Source organism: Sorangium sp. So ce204, from assembly GCF_051526795.1.
Lineage (GTDB): Bacteria > Myxococcota_A > Polyangia > Polyangiales > Polyangiaceae > Sorangium > Sorangium cellulosum_B.
In genome coordinates, this window is sequence record NZ_CP150317.1 from 5,591,706 (window position 1) to 5,609,470 (window position 17,765).

Below are 17,765 nucleotides of genomic sequence, written 5' to 3' on the forward strand. Positions count from 1 at the left end.
GCATACCAGGGACCCACGGCGTTGCCCACCCGGACAATCACCGTCACCCCGCCGTCACGAGGGCGCGTGCGGCGTGTCGATGCCTCGATGTCGTCGTGGACGCGCGCGCGGCCTCGGGCGTCGTGTCGTCGTGTCGTCGTGGACGCGCACGCGCACGCGCGTCCTCAGCGGCGCCTGAGCCGGCTCTTCGCGCTCTGCCGCCGATCGATGCTCGTCGCGGGCCGAGCGGACCGCCCGTTCGTCGGCGCTCGGCGGGGGTCGCCGCGGTCGTCCGCCTCCCACCCGTCGTCGTCCTCGTCTTCCTCGTCCTCGTCGTCGAACAGGTCGTCGTCGTCCTCGTCGTCGTCCTCGTCGCGCGCCTCGGCCCGGCGCACCTCGAGCCCGAGCATCGTGAGCGCCTGCTCGAGCGTCAGCGCCGTCTTCACGGCCTCGAGCTCGACCCCCATGGCCTGGAGCGTCATCGCTATCTCGGGGCTCAGCCCGGACAGGATGGTCGGTGTGCCCATGAGCCGCGCGGCGGAGGCCAGGTTCGAGAGCACCGCGCACAGGTGGCTATCCATGATCCAGACGGCCGTGAGATCGATGACCAGCCCCTTCGCGCCGCTCTCGTGGATGGCCCGCAGCACCTCGGTGTTCAGCTGCTCCGCGAGGTCATCGGTCACGTCCCCCTGGATGGGCACCAGGATCCGGTCCCACAGGTTGATGATGGGAAGGCGCTTGAGCTCCATGGTCATCCTAAGGTTCGATGTCGGCGATCAAGACCGTTGAGTCATCGTGCGAGCGCCGGTGTCGGCTCATGAGGGCGCGGCAGGCATCCGCGGCCTTCATTCCACGAAACAGCGATAGATCGAAGCGAGGGGAGACCCCGTCGGTGAACACGACGAGCCGGTCGCCCCGCGCGAGCTGCGCATCGAAGATCCGGACCTTGCTGAGCGATGCGCCGAGGATGCCCGGGCTCTGGAGCCACTGCACGCGCGTGCCGTGCGACATCAGCTCGACGTTGCCGATGCCGCAGCCCTGGAGCCGCCCCTCCCGGAAGCGACAGATCATGCCGGCGGCGCCGCGGGTGCCGCGGAGCCGCACGTGGAGGCGATCGATGAGGGCGCGGACGTCCTCGCCGCTCGGCGCGTCGGCGAGCGCCTTGAGCGCGACGTTCGCCGCGGCCGCCGCGTGCTCGCCGTGGCCGAGGGCGTCGATGACCGCGAAGAGGACGCCGTCCTCCCCGGCCCGCACGAACGCGGCGTCGCCGCTCACGAGCTCTCCGTCCTTGGGGAGGATCGCGTACTCCACGGAGAGCTTCACAGGTGGACCTCGATCTCCACCCGCGTGCCCTTCGGCCCCGAGTCGATATGAAAGCGATCGGCCAGCCGCTTGACCCCGATGATGCCGCGCCCCATACCGGTCTTGCTCTTGTAGCGCCCGGCGAGGATCTCCTGCAGGTTCTGGATGCCTGCGCCCTCATCCACGGCGACGATGAGGAAGCGGACCGGGCTGTCGCGCTGCACCGCGAGCTCGATCGTCCCGCCAGGGGTATAATGGACGATATTTCGCGCGAGCTCGCTGACGATGGTCGCGACCTTGTGCGACGTGAAGCTCTTTGCGCCGGCCGCATCACAAACGGCCTTCGCGCTCAGGCGCGCCTCGCTGATGTCGGCCTCCACGTGGATGACCATGACCTTCGAGCGCCGCGAAGGTCGTTCGCCGCCAATCGCCGAAATTTCCGACCTCAGCCGACCGAGCCGCGTCGGATCCACATAGAGGCGGGCTCGGCGCTCGATGCTCGGAAGGATGTCGGGGAGGTCGTCGAGCGAGAACGCCTCGGGCCGGATCTCCGCCTCCCGCATGGCCCGGAGCAGGACTCCCTCTGCGTTCATCGCCGAGAGATAGCCGAGCAGGACGTTGAGAATCTGTTCGTGCGCGGGAGTCATCCGGAAAGCGCCTGGACCGGCAGGGTACCGGGGCCCCGGGTCCGCGTCGAGTGCGCGGCGACGGCATCGCCGGGTTCGCCAGCTGTGAGGCGGAAACCGCCGGGCTCAGGCCGGACAGCGCTAGCAGGGCTCGCTCGGTCCATCGCCCGCATCGCGCAGGGCGTCGCCGTGTCGGTGCCCGCGTCCGTGCCCGCGCCGACCGGACGGCCCACGGCCGGATCCAAGCAACGCTCGTGCCTGGCTGACCGGCCCACCGAGGTCGCTCAGGCCGGGTAGTACGACGCCTGGCCTTGACGCAGCTCCTCGGTGATCTTGTTCTCCGCAAGGAGCTTCTTGAGCGGCTCCTGGAGCTCCGCCGCAGGGGTCCCCATCGCCAACGCAAGGTCGTCGATCCCTTGCCCAGGCTCGATCTCCACATGGGCGAGCAGCGCCTCGGCGATCTCGTCCCCAGAGCTCCCGGACGGAAGGCTCGCCGGGCTCGCGGGGTTCACCGGGCTCGCCGGAGCGGCCTGATCGGCGGCCTTCACGGGGGCCGCGACGGCGGGCGCCGGGGTGCGCGCGGCGCGCGACTTCGGCGCAGCGACGGCCGGACGCGCGCCACCTCCGCTCGTCCGAGGCGCGGCCGCCTTCTTGCGCGGCGCAGCGCGCGTCGGCTTCTTGGGCGACGGGGCGCTGCGGGGAGGCGCGGCCGGGCGGCTCGGCGCCGGAGCGCGCTCGCCCTTGCGGACCGGCTTGGCAGGAGTCGCGGCCGGCCCGGTCGATATCCCAGCGGCGCTGATGTCGACTTGCAGGTACCGCGCGGCGGTCCGGAGAACGTCCTTACGGACCAGCGCTCTCATGCCCTCCAGGAACTCGGCCACGGAAGCGCGAATCTCATTCTCGATCTCGACATCGGATATCACGCAGCCGCCGTCTCATGAATCCCTCGGAATGTCAACGTCTTCCACACACAGTGGCCCGCAAAGGCCGTAGAAACCAGGTGTTCCTGCGCCGGTCGGCGCTCGCGACCGGGCGCCGGATCCCTGGCTGGGGCCGCGCGCGTTCGGTGTGAATTTGCCGTTTTATCAAATGAAATGCTGGCAAGATCTGAAACGCATCGAGAGATCATGTCGGGCCCCTCCGTCCGCACGCATGGGCCGCACGCATGGGCCGCACGCATGGGCCGCACGCTCGGGCAGAGGTCGACTCGCCGCTCACGGCCGCGCCAGGGTGGCGGCCCTGTGGGTGTGCTCAAGCAGCCTTGACGGCGCGGAGCGACGCGCGGCGCAACGGGCGGAGCTGCGACGCCGCAAAGGCCGCGCCGAGGGCGAGCCCGCGGAGCGTCAGCCGCATGCTGAGAACGTCGAGATACCCCTCGCGGTGCAGGGCGGTGATCGCCCGGCGAACGTCGGTCCGACGCACCTGAAGGGCCGTGGTCAATGTGTCGAGGGTCACCGTCTTGCCCTCGCTCTGGAGGGCAACCAACGTCCGGAGAAGATGCGGAGCGAGGTCCTTGTTGGTCATGGCGCGCACCGTAACCGCCTCCTGAACGGCCGTACAGTTTGTGGCGACGTTTTTCTCCGAGCCGCCTGCGGGGAGCGCTGGAGACGCCCCGAAGGCGACCGTCGTCTATGGTAGGTCCTCCCCGTGCGCGCCGACGCCTCACCTCCTCAAGCCGTGATCCTCGCCGGCGGACTCGGCACCCGGATGCGCCCCCGGACGGAGCGCACCCCGAAATTCCTGCTGCCCGTGGCCGGGCGGCCGTTCGGGGCGTGGCTCCTCGAGCGGCTCGCCGCAGCGGGCTTTGGTGAGGTGGTCCTCTGCGTGGGCCACCTCGGCGACGCCGTTCGACGGGCGATGGGCGACCGGTTCGCGGGCCTGCCGCTCCATTATGCCGACGACGGCCCCGATCTCCTGGGCACGGCCGGCGCGCTGCGCCGCGCGCTGCCCCGGCTGGCCCCCGTGTTCCTCATGACCTACGGCGACTCCTACCTCCCCTTCGACTACCTGGCCCCGCTCCGGGACCTCCGCACACACCCCGGCGCGCTCGGAACGATGGCCGTGTACCGGAACGAGGGTCGGTTCGAGGCGTCGAACGCCGCGGTCTCGGGCGACCTGGTGGTGCGTTACGAGAAGCGGCGCGCGGGCGCGCCGCCCGACCCTGCGCTCGATCACATCGATTACGGCGCCACCGCGCTCCGCCGCGAGGTCGTCGAGGCGCTGCCGGCCGACGCGCCGCTCGGCTTCGAGGTCGTGCAGCGCGACCTCGCGGCGCGCGGCCTCCTCCGGGCCTTCGCGGTCGCGGCGCGCTTCCACGAGATCGGCTCCGAGCAGGGCCTCCGCGATCTCGAGGCCGCCCTCGCGACCGCGGCCGCGACGGAGGAGCGGGGATGATCGTCTCTCGCGCCCCGGTCCGCTTCTCCCTCGGCGGCGGCGGGACCGATCTGCCCGCGTACTCCGGCCGCTTCGGCGGCTACCTCGTGTCGGCCGCCATCGACAAGTACATCTACGTGACGGCCAACAAGCGCTTCCACCGGGACATCCGCCTCGCGTACTCCAAGACCGAGATCGTCCCCTCGGTCGACGCGATCGAGCACCCGATCTTCCGGGAAGCGCTCCGGATGCTGGGAATCGAGCACTCGATCGAGCTCACGAGCGTCGCGGATCTCCCGGCGAACTCGGGCCTCGGCTCGTCGAGCTCGTTCACGGTCGCCCTCCTCAATGCCCTGCACACGTACAAGCGCGACTTCGTGTCGTCCGAGCAGCTCGCCCGCGAGGCCTGCTCCATCGAGATCGAGCGCCTCGGAGAGCCGATCGGCAAGCAGGACCAGTACATCGCCGCTTACGGCAACGTCACGGCGTTCACGTTCTCTCCGGACGGCTCGGTGCACGTCGAGCCCGTCCCCGTCCGCGACGAGGTGCTGGACGAGCTCGAGAGCAACCTGCTCATCGTGTGGAGCGGCGTCGAAAGGCCGGCCAGGATCGTGCTCTCGGAGCAGGGCCGGCGGCTGCAAGACCTGGAGCCCGCGGTGGTCGAGCGGATGCACCGCATCAAGGAGATCGGCCGCGACGTGCACCGCATCCTCGTCACGGGCAGGCTCGACGACTACGGCGAGCTCCTCCACGCCCACTGGACCCAGAAGCGTAAGCTCGCGTCCAAGATGACCGACGAGGTCCTCGACGAGATCTACGAGATCGCTCGAGGCGCGGGGGCGCTCGGCGGCAAGCTGATGGGGGCCGGCGGCGGAGGCTTCTTCATGTTCTACGTCCGGCCGGCGGAGCGGCGCCGGGTGCTGGAGGCGCTCGCCGCGAAGGGCCTGCGCGTCCTGCGCTTCCGCTTCGATCTCGACGGCGCGCGCATCGTCGCGAACCTGCACCGATCGTGAGCGGGCGCGCCGGCGCACCCCTCCCGCTGGGCATTTCAGCGGGACTCTGGCTATAGATCGGCCATGCCTCAGAGCACGCACGACTTCGTCGAAAAGTACCTCCGCGAGACGTCCGAGATCGCCCTCGCGACGAGCCCCGACGACATGGCTCGCGTCATCGAGATCCTCTTCGAGGCGTACCGGAGCGATCGCACCATCTACACGTGCGGCAACGGCGGCTCGGCGGCCAACGCGAGCCACCTCGCCTGCGACATCGCCAAGTTCACGTGGGTCGATGGCAAGCGGCGCTTCAAGTGCACCTCGCTCTGCGACAACGCGGCGCTCCTCAGCGCCCTCACCAACGACGTCGGCTTCAACCGGATCTTCCTCGAGCAGCTCGACGGCCGCATGGTCGCGGGCGACGTGCTCGTGTGCCTGAGCGTGCACGGCGGCTCGGGCGCCGATCGCGCCGGCCCATGGTCGCAGAACCTCGTCGCCGCCGCGGATTTCGCGAAGAAGACGGGGGCCAAGGTGGTCGCGCTCGTCGGCTACGACGGCGGCGCCCTGCGCCAGATGGCCGACGCCAGCGTGATCGTGCCGAGGACGCGGGCGGGCTACACGTCGACGCCGCACGTGGAGGGCTTCCACGAGGTCTACCACCACCTCATCTGCGAGCGGCTCCTCCAGCTCGTGGCCGAGAGCTGAGCGCCGCGTGGCGAGGCGCGGGATCCTGCTCGACCGCGACGGCACGCTCATCGACGTGGTGCGCGATCACGAGCTCGGCGTCGTCGTGACTGCGTTTCATCCGGATCAGATCCGCATTCTCCCCGGCGTGATCGAGGGCCTGCGGCGCCTCGCGGACGCGGGCTTCCTGCTGGCGATCGCGACCAACCAGCCGGGCGCGGCGAAGGGCCAGGTCCCGTGGGGGGCGATCGAGCGCACGAACCGCGCGCTCGTCGATCGGCTCAGCGAGGCCGGCGTCGCGATCGCGGCGCTCGCGGTGTGCCCGCACCACCCCGAGGGCGGGCCGGGCGGCGATCCGGCGCTCATCCGCCCGTGCGATTGCAGGAAGCCGCGGCCGGGCATGCTGACGGCGCTCGCGCGCGACCTCGATCTCGACGTGGCGGCGAGCTGGATGATCGGCGACGCGCCGAGCGACGTGGCGGCCGCGCGCGCGGCGGGCATGCGGGCGGGCCTCGTCATGGATGGGCGCCGCTGCGAGCTGTGCCCGCTCCGCGGCGAGGCCGATCTCCCCTGCCCCGATCGCGCGGCGCCGCGCCTCGATCTCCTCGCCGCCGAGATCCTCGCCGGGCCGCGCGGCTAGCGGGCTCTTGTGCACCACGCGGAGCCGCGCCGCGCCGCGACGCACCGCAACGCCCGATAGCCCGCGCGCGGCGTGCTACCGTCCCGCCGTGACGCCTCCTCCGGATCTCGACGGCGGCGCGCCCGACGATCGGGGCGCCCGCGACGACACCCCGGCCACCGCGGCCGAGCTCGACGCCCGCCTCTCAGCGGCCCGCTACATCTCCGATCCGGCGACCTCGCTCGCCCTCTGGCTCGCCCTCCGGATGGCGCGGCCGCTGCTGCTCGAGGGGCCCGCCGGCGTCGGCAAGACCGATCTCGCCCGCGCCGCCGCCGAGGCGCTCGGCCGAGGGCTCATCCGGCTCCAGTGCTACGAGGGCCTCGACGAGGCGAAGGCGCTCTACGAGTGGGACTACGCGAAGCAGATGCTCTACACGCAGCTGCTGCGCGACGCCGTCGCGAAGGAGATCGCCGGCGCGGCGAGCCTCGCCGCGGCCGCGCGCGCGATCGCGGGGAGCGAGGCGTCGTTCTTCAGCGAGCACTTCCTGATCGCGCGCCCGCTCCTCGCGGCGCTGCGGAGCGCCGCGCCGGTCGTCCTGCTCATCGACGAGGTCGATCGCGCGGACCCTGAGTTCGAGGCGTTCCTGCTCGAGGTGCTCTCCGACATGCAGGTCACGATCCCCGAGCTCGGCACGATCCGCGCCGCGCACCCGCCGCTCGTCCTGCTGACGACGAACGCGACGCGCGAGATGACCGAGGCGCTGCGCCGCCGGTGCCTGCACGCGTTCCTGGACTACCCGCCTCCGTCGCGCGAGGTCGCCATCCTGAAGGTCGCCCTCCCGGGGATCGAGCCCCGCCTCGCGGCGCAGATCGTGGCGTTCGTCGGCGCCCTGCGGGCCATGGATCTGCGGAAATCTCCCGCGATCAGCGAGACGATCGACTGGGCCCGCGCGCTGCTCCTGCTCGGCAAGCGCGCGGTGACGCCGGAGCTCGCGCGCGACACGCTCGGCGTCCTGCTCAAGCACCAGAGCGACCGCGGCGACGCGGAGGCGAAGCTCGGCGCCCTCGTGCGTGCCGCCGAGCACGCGGGCGCGGACGAGCCGGCTACCTGAGCTCGGCCACCTTCTCGCCGAACAGCTTCTCGAGCCGCCCGAGCATGGCGTCGTTCGGCTCGACGCGCAGATCACGCCCCAGCGACAGCACCGCCTCTGCACCATCGTCGAGCTGGATCACGAGCTGCACCGGGCACACCCCTGGGCTCGCCCGCAGGAGCGCCCCGAGCCGATCGATGTGCTCGCGCCTGGCGCTGCGCGACTTCAGCGTGATCGCCACGCTCCGGGTCTGCGCGAGGATGGCGTCGGCGAGCGGCTGCACCTCGTCGAGCAGCAGGGTCGGCTCGCGCGGCGCGGCCTCGGCCTCCTCGGCCCCCTCGTCCACCATCGGGAAGCTGATCTTCCCCGAGATCAGGACCGGCTCCCCCCGGTTCAAGAGGTCCGCGTAGCTCTCGATCTGCTTCTCGCGCACCTTGACCTCGACCCGGCCCGTCGTGTCCTCGAGCACGAAGAACGCGATCTTGCCGCCGCCCCCCTTGAAGATGCGCTCTCGGTAGCCCTCGACCATCCCGCCGACGCGCACCCTGGCCCAGGCATCCATGCCGGCCAGCGCGCTCACCGCGGTCACGTCGAAGCGGTTCAGATCCACGCCGTACCGATCGAGCGGGTGCCCCGAGACGTAGAACCCGAGCGACTGCTTCTCCCGCGAGAGCGTCTCGCGCAGATCCCAGTCCTCGGCCGTCGGGTAATCGTCCAGCCTCACCTCGCTCTTGGACGCCACCGCCGCGAACAGGCCGATCTGCGCGCTGTTCCGCTCCTTGCTCGCGGAGCGCGAGCGCTCGAGCGCCCTGTCGATGCCGGCGAACGCCCGCGCCCGCGAGATGCCCCGCGCGTGGAGGCTCGCGTCGAACGCGCCGCACTGCACGAGCGCCTCGAACACGCCCTTGTTGACCCGCCGCGGATCGACCCGCTCGGCGAAGTCGAACAGATCCGCGAACGCGCCGCCCGCGTCCCGCGCCTCGAGGATCGCCTCGAGCGCCGACTCGCCGACGCCGCGGATCGCGCCCATTCCGAAGCGGATCTTCGGATCGTACGGGTCCCTCACCCGCGAGCCTCCGCGCCGGGTGCCGGTCACGCGCTTGCCGTTCGTCGCCGGCTTCGCGCTGTAGACGACGGTGAAGTCGGTCTTGGACTCGTTGATCTCGGGCGGGAGGATCTCGACCCCCCACGCGCGCCCCTCCGCGATGATCCGCACGACCTTCTCTATCTTGTCGCGGTCGGCCGTCATCAGCGCGCAGAGGAACTCGACCGGGTAATGCGCCTTGAGGTAGGCCGTCTGGTAGGTCAGCAGCGCGTACGCCGCCGAGTGGCTCTTGTTGAAGCCGTAGCCCGCGAAGTACTCGAGGAGCCCGAAGATGCGCTCGGCGTCCTCCGCCTTCACCCCGTTCTTGAGCGAGCCGTCGACGAACGTCGCCTTCTGCTTCGCCATCTCCTCGGGCTTCTTCTTGCCCATGGCGCGCCGGAGCAGATCGGCGCCGCCGAGCGTGTAGCCCGCGAGCTTCTGCGCGATCTGCATGACCTGCTCCTGGTAGACGATGACGCCGTACGTCGGCTGGAGGAGCTCGTCGACGAGCGGGTGCATCTTCTCGATCGGCTTGCGGCCGTGCTTGCAGTCGACGAAGTCCTTCACCATGCCGGTGCCGAGCGGCCCGGGCCGGTAGAGCGCCACGGCGGCGACGATGTCCTCGAAGGCGTCCGGCTTGAGGTCCTTGAAGAGCTGCTGCATGCCGCTCGACTCGAGCTGGAACACCCCGGTGGTCTCGCCCGACTGGAGGAGCGCGTAGGTGGCGGTGTCGTCGAGCGGCACCGTGTTCACGTCGAAGCGCTTGCCCTCCTTGCCCGCGAGGTCGGGCCGCGCGTTCACGAGCCGCACCGCGATGTCGATGACGGTGAGCGTCTTCAGCCCGAGGAAGTCGAACTTCACGAGCCCGGCCAGCTCGGCGTCGTCCTTGTAGTACTGCGTGACGAGCTGCTCGCCGTTCTTGAAGCAGGGGACGTGATCCCAGAGCGGCCCCTCGCTGATCACGACGCCGGCGGCGTGCATGCCCGCGTGCCGCGTCAGGCCCTCGAGCTTCTGCGCCTGCTTCAGGAGCTCCGCGACCGTGGGGTCGCTCTCCTTGAGGGCCTTGAGCTTCGGCTCGATCTCGAGCGCCTCGGGGATCGTGTACATGATCCCTGGGCTCTTCTGCGGGATGAGGCTCGCGATCTTCTGCGCCTCGTTCGCGGGGAACGCCATCGCCCGCGCGACGTCCTTGATCACGCTCCGCGCCTTGAGCTCGTGGAACGTCGCGATCTGCCCGACGGAGGGTTTGTCGGCCTCCTTGCTGTACTTCTTGGTGACGTAGGAGATGACCTCGTCGCGCCGATCCATGCAGAAGTCGACGTCGAAGTCGGGCATGCTCACGCGCTCCGGGTTCAGGAAGCGCTCGAACAGCAGGTTGTACGGGAGCGGATCGAGATCGGTGATCTCCATCGCGTAGGCGACGAGCGAGCCCGCGCCCGATCCGCGGCCCGGCCCGACCGGGATGCCGTGGTCCTTGGCGTACTTGATGAAGTCCCAGACGATGAGGAAGTAGCCCGGGAAGTCCATCTGGACGATGACGTCGAGCTCGATGTCGAGCCGCGCGCGGTAGGTCGCCTCGTCCACTCTCCTGCCCGTCTGCGCGATCTGGGCGAGCCGCTTCGTGAGGCCGTCGTGCGCCACGTGCCGGAAGTACGACGCCGAGTCCGAGAACCCGCTCGGCAGCGGGAACGTCGGGAGCATCGGCTTGCCGAGCTTGAGCTTCAGCGTCGAGCACCGCTCGGCGATCTCGAGCGTCGACCGCACCGCCTGCGGGTGGTCGCGGAACAGGTGCATCATCTCGTCGGCGGGCTTGAGGAACATCTCGAAGCTGCCGTGGTGCGCGGCGCTCGCCTCCGCGAACGTGCGGTTGGCCGCGATGCAGGACAGGTAGAGCTGCCCCTCGCCGTCCTCGCGCGCGCCGAAGTGCGCGTCGTTGGTCGCGACGAGCGGGAGCCCCAGATCGCCCGCCGCCCGCGCCAGGATGCCGTTGAGCACCGACTGCTCGACCAGCCCGTGGTCCTGCAGCTCGACGTAGAGGCTCCCCGGCTGGAAGCAGTCCCTGAGCCGGCTGAGCGCCTCGCGCCCCTCCCCCTCGCCCTGCTCGAGGATCCGCTGGGCGACCACGCCGCCCATGCAGCCGGTCAAGCCGATGAGCCCCGCGTTGTGCTGCGCCACCATGTCGAGCCGCACGCTCGGCGCGAGCCCGCTCGCGGGATCGACGTGCCCTTGGGAGACGATGCGGACGAGGTTCTTGTAGCCCTCCTCGGACGCGGCGAGCAGCACGAGGTGATCGACGGGCGTCTCGTCCACGCCCGAGCGCGACAGCTGCCCCGCGGCCGCGCCCCAGCTGCGGGCGACGTTGACCTCGCAGCCGATGATCGCGCCGATGCCCTGGTCCTTGCAGGCCTTGTAGTGCTGAATCGCCCCGAACATGTTCCCGTGGTCGGTCAGGGCGACGGCGCGCATTCCCAGCGATTTGGCGCGCGCGGCCAGGTCCTTGACGCGCAGCGAGCCGTCGAGGAGCGAGTACTGCGAATGCACGTGGAGGTGGATGAACTCAGCGGTCACAGCAGGCTTCCAGGGGGCTTCTCATCGTGGTGGTAGTCGGGAAAGAACGGTAATCGTGGAGAATCGCGGAGAATGGTGGAGAGCGAGTTCGGGAGGCGCTGGGACAATCCACCAGCGCTCGCCGGCGGGCTCACATATAGCGCATTGCGCAGCGGGGATCGCCCTTGATGAGCCGCGCAGGCCGGCGCTAGCATGTGCGCCCGTTCGAGAGCACTTGCCTGATCCGGGGTGGGGTTTCCAGAAAGTGAGGTCGATGATGCGTCAATCCCGTATCGCCGTCGCGGTGTATTTGGCGACCGCGCTCGTGTCCGCTGCCGGTTGTGGCTCCGAGGCCACGGCGCCTGTCGTTCAAGACGTCGACCTCGGTCAGCCACCCGCGCCGGGGCCGGAGCAGGCGGGGGATGGCGAGGGCGTCGCGTTCGCGATCGACCGGCTCTTCCTCGGCGATACCGATCGCGACGGGAAGAAGGTGGCCGGCAGCTGGAAGCAGTACGGGTTCAACCTCGACGGCAAGATGTCCAGCACCGTATCACAGGACCTGTGCAAGCCGGTGGATGACACCGCCCCTTCGGAGGTCTATCCGGACGGCGCCGACGGGATCGACAACGCCTTTGGCAGCAAGCTCGTCGGCCTCATCTCCAACCTCCTGACCGAGCCGTCGACCCGGGTCAGCGACGCCATCGGCAACGGCGATTTCACGGTGATCTTGAAGGTCGACGGGCTCGGCGAGCGGTCGTCCTACAACCCCCTCACCGCGAAGCTCTACGGCGGCGCCACGCTGGGCGCGGCGCCCACCTGGGATGGCGCAGACCGGTGGCCTGTCGTACCGGAGCTCCTCGACGACGCTCAGGACGTCGAGAGCTCCAAGGTGGTGTTCCCGGCCAGCTACGTCGTCGACGACACATGGGTTTCGGGCCCGGATTCACAGGTCACGTTCCAGCTGAACCTGACGGTCTCGGACACCATCATCGGCCTCACGATCCGCAACGTGAGGATCGCGATGGAGCTCGCGCCCGATCACAGATCGGTGGTCAAAGGGACCATCGCGGGCGTGCTCGAGACGGCTGTCCTCGTCGAGGAGCTCCGCGGCGTCATCGGCGCCGTACAGCCGAATTTCTGCGAAAGCGCCGCGCTGGAGACGATCCTCGACCAGGTCCGCCGCGCCTCGGACATCATGAAGGATGGCAGCCAGGACCCGAGCAAGGAGTGCGACGCAATCTCCATCGGCATCGGGTTCACCGCGAAGACGGTCCAGCTGGGCGAGATCGCGCCGCCTGCCGAGACGACCGGCGTGCCGTGCCAGCCGGCGCCCGCTGACGAAGGCTGATCGCCGCGCGACTCCCATCCACCGGCGGCCGCCGCGTCGCGCACGCCTCCTCGGCTCCGCGGGCACCTCCCGGGTGCCCGCGCCCGCCGGAATCCCCACAGCCTGCGACGTGCAGCCTGCTCCGCTGGCTCCGACCACCCGCGAAGATCGTGCTCGCGCTTGAGCCGTCGCGCCCCCCGCGAGCGTCTCAAGGAGCGACCCCACCCGTCCAGGGTACGCGCTGAGGCAAGGGAGGTCTTGCCAGCGCGCTCTCTCGGTCCGCCCGCTGGTGGGCGGGCCGCGAGGCGCCCTCTTCCTGGTTTCGTTCGTCCTGACTTTTCGCTAGAAGTCGGCATCGCTTCGAGCGTCCACCACGCAAGTACCCGATGGCGGTGAAGATTCATGGCGAGCCGCCGTCCAAGGGCGTCCGCCCGGCGGGTCGCCGATGCGAGCTCTGGCTCGTGCCCCTCAGAGGAGAACAAGGTCCATGCGTAGATACGTCGCTTCCGTTCTGTGCGCCGTGATGATGATTGGCGCTGCCGCCGCGACGGCGGGTTGCACGGCCAGCGCCTCGTTCAACGCCGGCAAGGAGCCGGTGGCCGAGCCCCCGCCCCCGCCCCCGCCGGAGCCGAAGCCCGAGCCGAAGGAGGAGAAGAAGCCCCGCCCGCGCTTCAAGCTGACGTTCAAGCTCAAGGGCAACGAGGTCTCTCTCCCCGGCCCGGTGGTCTTCGAGACGAACAGCGACAAGCTCCTGCCCGAGAGCGACGAGGTCCTCAACCTCGTCGACGAGTTCCTGAAGCAGCGGGAGGACGTCAGCCTGCTCCGCGTCGAGGGCCATACCGACTCGGACGGTGAGGACGCCGCGAACCAGACGCTGTCCGAGAAGCGCGCGATGGCGGTCGCTCGCTGGCTCGTCGCGAAGGGGAACGACTGCAAGCGCTTCATCGCCGTCGGGTTCGGCGAGACCAAGCCGGTCGCCGACAACAACACGCCCGAGGGCAAGGCCCAGAACCGCCGCACCGGGTTCTTCATCGCGGCCATCAAGGGCAAGGCGGTCGACAAGCAGCCCGTGGACGGCGGCGGCAAGGTCGCCGGCGACGCCTGCAAGTGACGCCGCTGCGCCCGGGCGCGCTTCGTGCCGCGCGCCGCGCTCACCGCGGGCCCGGGCACGTCGGGGCGCTCCCCTTCTGCTGACAGCGGCGCCGGTGGCCGGTGCCGCTGCGTTCTCCGCGCGCCGGCGGCCGACGCCGCCCTGCGATCCTTCTTTTCTTGCCTCCCCCACCAGCTTCACTATCGGTACGTCTCCACGACATGCGGAGACGTCACGACAGGTCCCTGGGTCGCCTCCTTTCCATCGCCCTCCTCGCGGTCGGCCTCTCCGGCTGCACCTCCGGGGCGGGCGACGTCCGCCCGTGGACGCGGGACGACCACGATCCGCCGAACCCCGGCGAGGGGCAGGGCCAGGGCGGCAAGGTAGCCGCTCGGCCGGTCGCGTCCGATGAGACCGATCCAGGGCTGATCGAGCTCGCCTGGCAGCGAAATTGCTCCACCTGCCACGGCAGGGCCGGGCGCGGCGACGGCCCGCAAGGCCCGATGGTCCGCGCCCCGGACCTCACCGACGCGGCATGGCAGGATCGTGTGACCGACGCCCAGATGGCCGACACGATCAGGAAGGGCAAGAACAAGATGCCCGCCTTCGACCTGCCGCAGCCGGTGATCGAGGGCCTCGTGAAGCGCGTCCGCACCAACCGAGCGCGCTGAAGCTCGATGAGCGCGACCCCGCAGCACGATTTCGATGAGGCGCCGGAGGAGACGCCGGCGGAGCCGGAGGGCCGGCCGCCGTGGGTCCGGCGTCTCGCGCCAGCGATCCTCCTGCTGGGTGCGCTGGTTGCGGGGAGCATCCTCTTCAAGCGCCTGCCCGAAGAGCGGGAGGTCGAGCTGCGGCTCGACGACGCAGCGACTGTCGTGCAGCTCGACGTGACGTGGACGGATTCTTCTTCGGGCGACCGTGCGGACGACACGGCGACGGTCATCGACAGCTCATGGCGCTTCGCCGAGGGCACGGCCCCACGGGCTGTCCTCACGAAGGTGTCGCTCCCGGACGGCCTCTACCAGGTGGAGATCACGGTCGGCAGGAAGGGCGGGCGCGACGTGACGAGCCGGGCCGTCACGCTCGCGGACGAGTCCCGGATCACGCTGTTCGTGCGTTGAACGGCGCCCCGCGCGTTCCCGCCGGCCTCGCGGAGCGCGCTTCGGCCGGCGCTCCTGGAGCGAGCCCGACAGCATCCGGATGCGCCGGAGCCCCGCCGCCGTGAGTTGCCGCCGCCCGGCGCACGAGACCGTTGACGCCCGGAAACCGACAAGCAAGGCACCGCCGTGAGTTGGACGCGTGTCTGTGAGGTACCACCTCGCGTCCAGCAAGCCGCACGCAGCCCTTGATGAAAGGCCTTCGCTCTTAATTATAAATCGTTGTTATTGTTGACATTTTCTTGCTTCCAGTGGCAACGTTTCGGGTGGGAATGGAATGTGAGAACGAATTCCCTTGATGCGTTCCCCCCGAAACCGCTACTTCTTGGCCCGCGGAAGCAGGGCGTGGCACCTTATCCTACAACCACTTACACGCTCTGACTGGGACGACCGTGGTGCATCGTGGTGCCCCCCCGGAGGGAGCGACCATGCGGCCTGTACAGTGCCGCTGGAGGCGGAGAAGGAGAACCGATGAGGATCACCCCGTGGTATCTGGCTGCGCTCGCCCCGTTCGCCGCCATTGGTTGCAGTGGCGCGTACCTCGGTCACGCCGCTGTCGTCGCATTGACGATCGGCATCTTCCTCGGGACCCTTTCGCTCGGCCGCACCCCGAGCTCGAGCCCCGCCCCGCCGAACGCCCCTGTCTCCTGACTTTCTCGCCCAGCTGCCGCCTGCTGCACCTCGACGCGAGGGTTTCCCGAGCGCGCGACAGCGCTGGCGCTTACGCTCGGGGAGCGTGAGGTCATGACGCAAGACGCCTCGGTCGGCCGGCTCAAGCGGCTTGAAGATTTCACGCTCATGGACCTGGAGTCCGTGCACCTCATCCTGCGCGGCGACTCGGTCATCGACTGGAGGAGGCTCAACCTGCAGGGCGAGCAGGCGGCGCGGGATCTCTTGCTGGCGCAGGAGTTCCGCCCGGACGAGCCGGGGGATCGCGCCCACCTCGAGAGCGTCAAGAACGAGGCGATCGCGTACCTGCGCCGCCATTTCGAGTTCCCGATCCCGAGCCCGGTCGCCCGGGCCTCGGTCGAGGAGATCCTGCTGCTCGCCTCGGCCAAGGGCCACCGCCAGCTCTGCGCCTGCACGATCCTCAAGGCGATGCACATCATCCATCACCTGGCCGGGCGCGAGCTCCTCTTCTCGATCCCCATGTCGGACCAGGACGTCTTCCACCTCGTCGAGGAGAAGGTGTACCGGGTGATCGGCGGCATGCTCGCGGCGGGCTTCCCGATCACCGAGTTCATCGGCGGGCGGAAGAACAAGGACTCGCTCTACACGAAGCTCCTGTCGAAGACCGACACGACCGCGGCGGCCATCTACGACAAGCTCCGCTTCCGCATCGTCTGCCGCACCGTGGACGATCTGCTGCCGGTGCTCCTGTACCTGTCCGAGCGGCTGTTCCCGTTCAATTACGTCGTGCCAGGCGAGAGCACCAACACGATCCTGCGGTTCCGGAGCTACTGCGAGACGCGGCCCTTCCTTCAGCCGATGCTCGACGCGTTGCAGACCGACGTCGACGACGGGCTCACGGCAGGCGACAACAGCTTCAGCGATCGGAGCTACCGCGTGATCCACTTCGTCGTCGATCTGCCGGTGCGGCTCCCCGCCGAGATCCTCGACATGGCGCCGCCCGCGGCCTGGGCGCTCGGGCCGATCATCTTCGTCCTGTGCGAGTTCCAGCTGATCGACCGCGAGACCGAGGCGGCGAACGAGGTCGGCGAGGCGAGCCACGCCAGGTACAAGGAACGGCAGAAGCAGGCCGTCATGCGCAGGCTCAAGCTCGGGGTCCGCTCCACCCGCGACCCGGCGAGCGGCGGACCCAAGCGAGATCGCTAGGCGCCGCGCTCGGCGCGAGTCGCCGTCCAGACGCCGTAACCGAGTGGGCAGACCGGAGAGATCCGCGAGACATCGGGGGTGGGTCCCCGGAGAGCGGCACGCGTGAGCAGGGCGGCGAACACCGCTGCGACGCCGGGAGCAGTCGGGCTATCGGAGCAGAGGCCGCCGAGCGAACAGCATGGACGGTGACCGACGGCGCTCGATCGAGGAGGCCTGCCAGCCCCTCAATGACACCGCCGGACGAGCGGGCTCAGATGCGGCCCTTCAGCGCGTCGCGATCGAGGACGACGATCCGGCGGCGATCGATCTCGATCACCCCCTTGCGACGGAGATCGCCCAGGGTGAGCGTGACGGTCTCGCGCGTGGAGCCGATCATGCTCGCCATCTCCTGATGGGTGAACGGCGCGGAGATGAGCACCCCGCGCGGATCGGGGATGCCCCAGCGCGTCGCGGCCTTGAGCAGGAACTCACAGAGGCGGGCCTCCACGTTGCGGAAGAGCATGGACGCCAGGCGCTCCTCGGTGTCCGTGTGCCGCTCGACCAGCGTGGTCACGATGGCGGCGGCGAAGTTGGCGTCGGTCGCCATCAGGTTGCGCACCGTCGCGAGGGGGACGAGGAGCGCCTCGACGTCCTCCGTGGCGATCGCGCTCTCCCGGTGGGCCGTGACGCCCCCGAGCGCAGCCTCGCCTAGCACGTCGCCGGCCCCTCTGTAGCCGAGCGACAGGCTGCGCCCGTCGCTCATCCCACGCACCAGCCGGACTCGGCCGAGGCTGAGCATGGCAAGCGCGGTCGCTGCGTCGCCCTGCGTCACGAGGTGACGCCCTTTCGCGACGCGTTGGATCGTCCCTCCGTCCGCCAGCGCCGACTGCGTGGCCGGGGAGGCCGCGTTGCCGATCGCGCCGCGCCGGACAACCCGCCGTTTGCGGGAGTCCAGGTCGAGTCCACCGTCGTTCCCGAGCGCGCCAGGCTGCACCCTGACGCTCCGTGCCATCGCATCCTTACCCATCATCATCGCGGCTGCTCCTGCGGTTTGCGGTGTCGCGGTCCTACTGTTCCGGG

Annotated in this window: 18 protein-coding genes; 11 read left to right on the forward strand and 7 right to left on the reverse strand. The window is 69.9% G+C overall.

Annotation, left to right across the window (positions count from 1 at the left end; all coding sequences use genetic code 11):
* Nucleotides 1-164: 164 nt before the first annotated feature.
* The 5 genes from WMF22_RS20735 to WMF22_RS20755 form a co-directional block, all read right to left on the reverse strand.
* The gene (locus tag WMF22_RS20735; RefSeq protein WP_437300779.1) at nt 165-728 is read right to left on the reverse strand and encodes an STAS domain-containing protein; all 564 of its coding nucleotides are present in this window, start codon (nt 726-728) and stop codon (nt 165-167) included.
* Nucleotides 729-735: 7 nt separating this feature from the next.
* Nucleotides 736-1,302, reverse strand: coding sequence for a SpoIIE family protein phosphatase (locus WMF22_RS20740; RefSeq protein WP_272099468.1), 567 nt, complete (start codon nt 1,300-1,302; stop codon nt 736-738).
* Entirely contained in the window at nt 1,299-1,928 is a 630-nt protein-coding gene (locus WMF22_RS20745) for an ATP-binding protein (protein WP_438036791.1), read from the reverse strand. Before WMF22_RS20745 ends, WMF22_RS20740 begins: the two co-directional genes overlap by 4 nt.
* A 263-nt stretch (nt 1,929-2,191) precedes the next feature.
* Nucleotides 2,192-2,788 (reverse strand): hypothetical protein, encoded by a 597-nt coding sequence (locus WMF22_RS20750; RefSeq protein WP_049876294.1) that lies wholly within the window; start codon nt 2,786-2,788, stop codon nt 2,192-2,194.
* 370 nt (nt 2,789-3,158) lie between these two features.
* Complete coding sequence (locus WMF22_RS20755) at nt 3,159-3,431, reverse strand: hypothetical protein (protein WP_437300781.1); 273 nt, start codon at nt 3,429-3,431, stop codon at nt 3,159-3,161.
* A gap of 123 nt (nt 3,432-3,554) precedes the next feature.
* On the opposite strand from WMF22_RS20755, the gene WMF22_RS20760 reads away from it, so the two are divergent.
* From WMF22_RS20760 to WMF22_RS20780, 5 genes are all read left to right on the forward strand, one after another.
* Nucleotides 3,555-4,301 (forward strand): nucleotidyltransferase family protein, encoded by a 747-nt coding sequence (locus tag WMF22_RS20760; protein WP_437300782.1) that lies wholly within the window; start codon nt 3,555-3,557, stop codon nt 4,299-4,301.
* Nucleotides 4,298-5,293: a GHMP family kinase ATP-binding protein gene (locus WMF22_RS20765; RefSeq protein WP_012236376.1), complete on the forward strand. Its 996-nt coding sequence runs from the start codon at nt 4,298-4,300 to the stop codon at nt 5,291-5,293. The genes WMF22_RS20760 and WMF22_RS20765 overlap by 4 nt, the downstream gene beginning before the upstream one ends.
* 63 nt (nt 5,294-5,356) lie before the next feature.
* The gene (locus WMF22_RS20770; RefSeq protein ID WP_437300783.1) at nt 5,357-5,977 is read left to right on the forward strand and encodes a D-sedoheptulose-7-phosphate isomerase; all 621 of its coding nucleotides are present in this window, start codon (nt 5,357-5,359) and stop codon (nt 5,975-5,977) included.
* A 7-nt stretch (nt 5,978-5,984) separates the two neighbouring features.
* Nucleotides 5,985-6,596: a D-glycero-alpha-D-manno-heptose-1,7-bisphosphate 7-phosphatase gene (locus tag WMF22_RS20775; protein ID WP_438036792.1), complete on the forward strand. Its 612-nt coding sequence runs from the start codon at nt 5,985-5,987 to the stop codon at nt 6,594-6,596.
* An 88-nt stretch (nt 6,597-6,684) separates the two neighbouring features.
* Entirely contained in the window at nt 6,685-7,686 is a 1,002-nt protein-coding gene (locus WMF22_RS20780; protein ID WP_438036793.1) for an AAA family ATPase, read from the forward strand.
* Here the strand turns inward: WMF22_RS20780 and dnaE are convergent.
* A complete protein-coding gene (dnaE, locus tag WMF22_RS20785; protein ID WP_437300786.1) occupies nt 7,679-11,317 on the reverse strand; it encodes a DNA polymerase III subunit alpha in 3,639 nt (1,212 codons plus the stop codon). The two genes, WMF22_RS20780 and dnaE, sit on opposite strands and share 8 nt — an antisense overlap.
* Before the next feature lie 253 nt (nt 11,318-11,570).
* On the opposite strand from dnaE, the gene WMF22_RS20790 reads away from it, so the two are divergent.
* The 6 genes from WMF22_RS20790 (at nt 11,571) to WMF22_RS20815 (ending at nt 16,706) form a co-directional block, all read left to right on the forward strand.
* On the forward strand, nt 11,571-12,644 hold the full coding sequence (locus tag WMF22_RS20790) for a hypothetical protein (protein ID WP_438036794.1): 1,074 nt from the start codon (nt 11,571-11,573) through the stop codon (nt 12,642-12,644).
* A 466-nt stretch (nt 12,645-13,110) separates the two neighbouring features.
* Entirely contained in the window at nt 13,111-13,734 is a 624-nt protein-coding gene (locus WMF22_RS20795) for an OmpA family protein (RefSeq protein WP_437300788.1), read from the forward strand.
* Nucleotides 13,735-13,934: 200 nt separating this feature from the next.
* On the forward strand, nt 13,935-14,384 hold the full coding sequence (locus WMF22_RS20800; RefSeq protein ID WP_437300789.1) for a c-type cytochrome: 450 nt from the start codon (nt 13,935-13,937) through the stop codon (nt 14,382-14,384).
* A gap of 6 nt (nt 14,385-14,390) precedes the next feature.
* Entirely contained in the window at nt 14,391-14,834 is a 444-nt protein-coding gene (locus WMF22_RS20805) for a hypothetical protein (RefSeq protein WP_437300790.1), read from the forward strand.
* A gap of 507 nt (nt 14,835-15,341) precedes the next feature.
* Nucleotides 15,342-15,521 (forward strand): hypothetical protein, encoded by a 180-nt coding sequence (locus tag WMF22_RS20810; protein ID WP_012236385.1) that lies wholly within the window; start codon nt 15,342-15,344, stop codon nt 15,519-15,521.
* Nucleotides 15,522-15,614: 93 nt separating this feature from the next.
* Nucleotides 15,615-16,706: a TIGR04552 family protein gene (locus WMF22_RS20815; protein ID WP_437300791.1), complete on the forward strand. Its 1,092-nt coding sequence runs from the start codon at nt 15,615-15,617 to the stop codon at nt 16,704-16,706.
* 250 nt (nt 16,707-16,956) lie between these two features.
* On the opposite strand, the gene WMF22_RS20820 is transcribed toward WMF22_RS20815, so the two are convergent.
* Complete coding sequence (locus WMF22_RS20820) at nt 16,957-17,697, reverse strand: Crp/Fnr family transcriptional regulator (protein WP_231864933.1); 741 nt, start codon at nt 17,695-17,697, stop codon at nt 16,957-16,959.
* Nucleotides 17,698-17,765 lie beyond the last annotated feature (68 nt).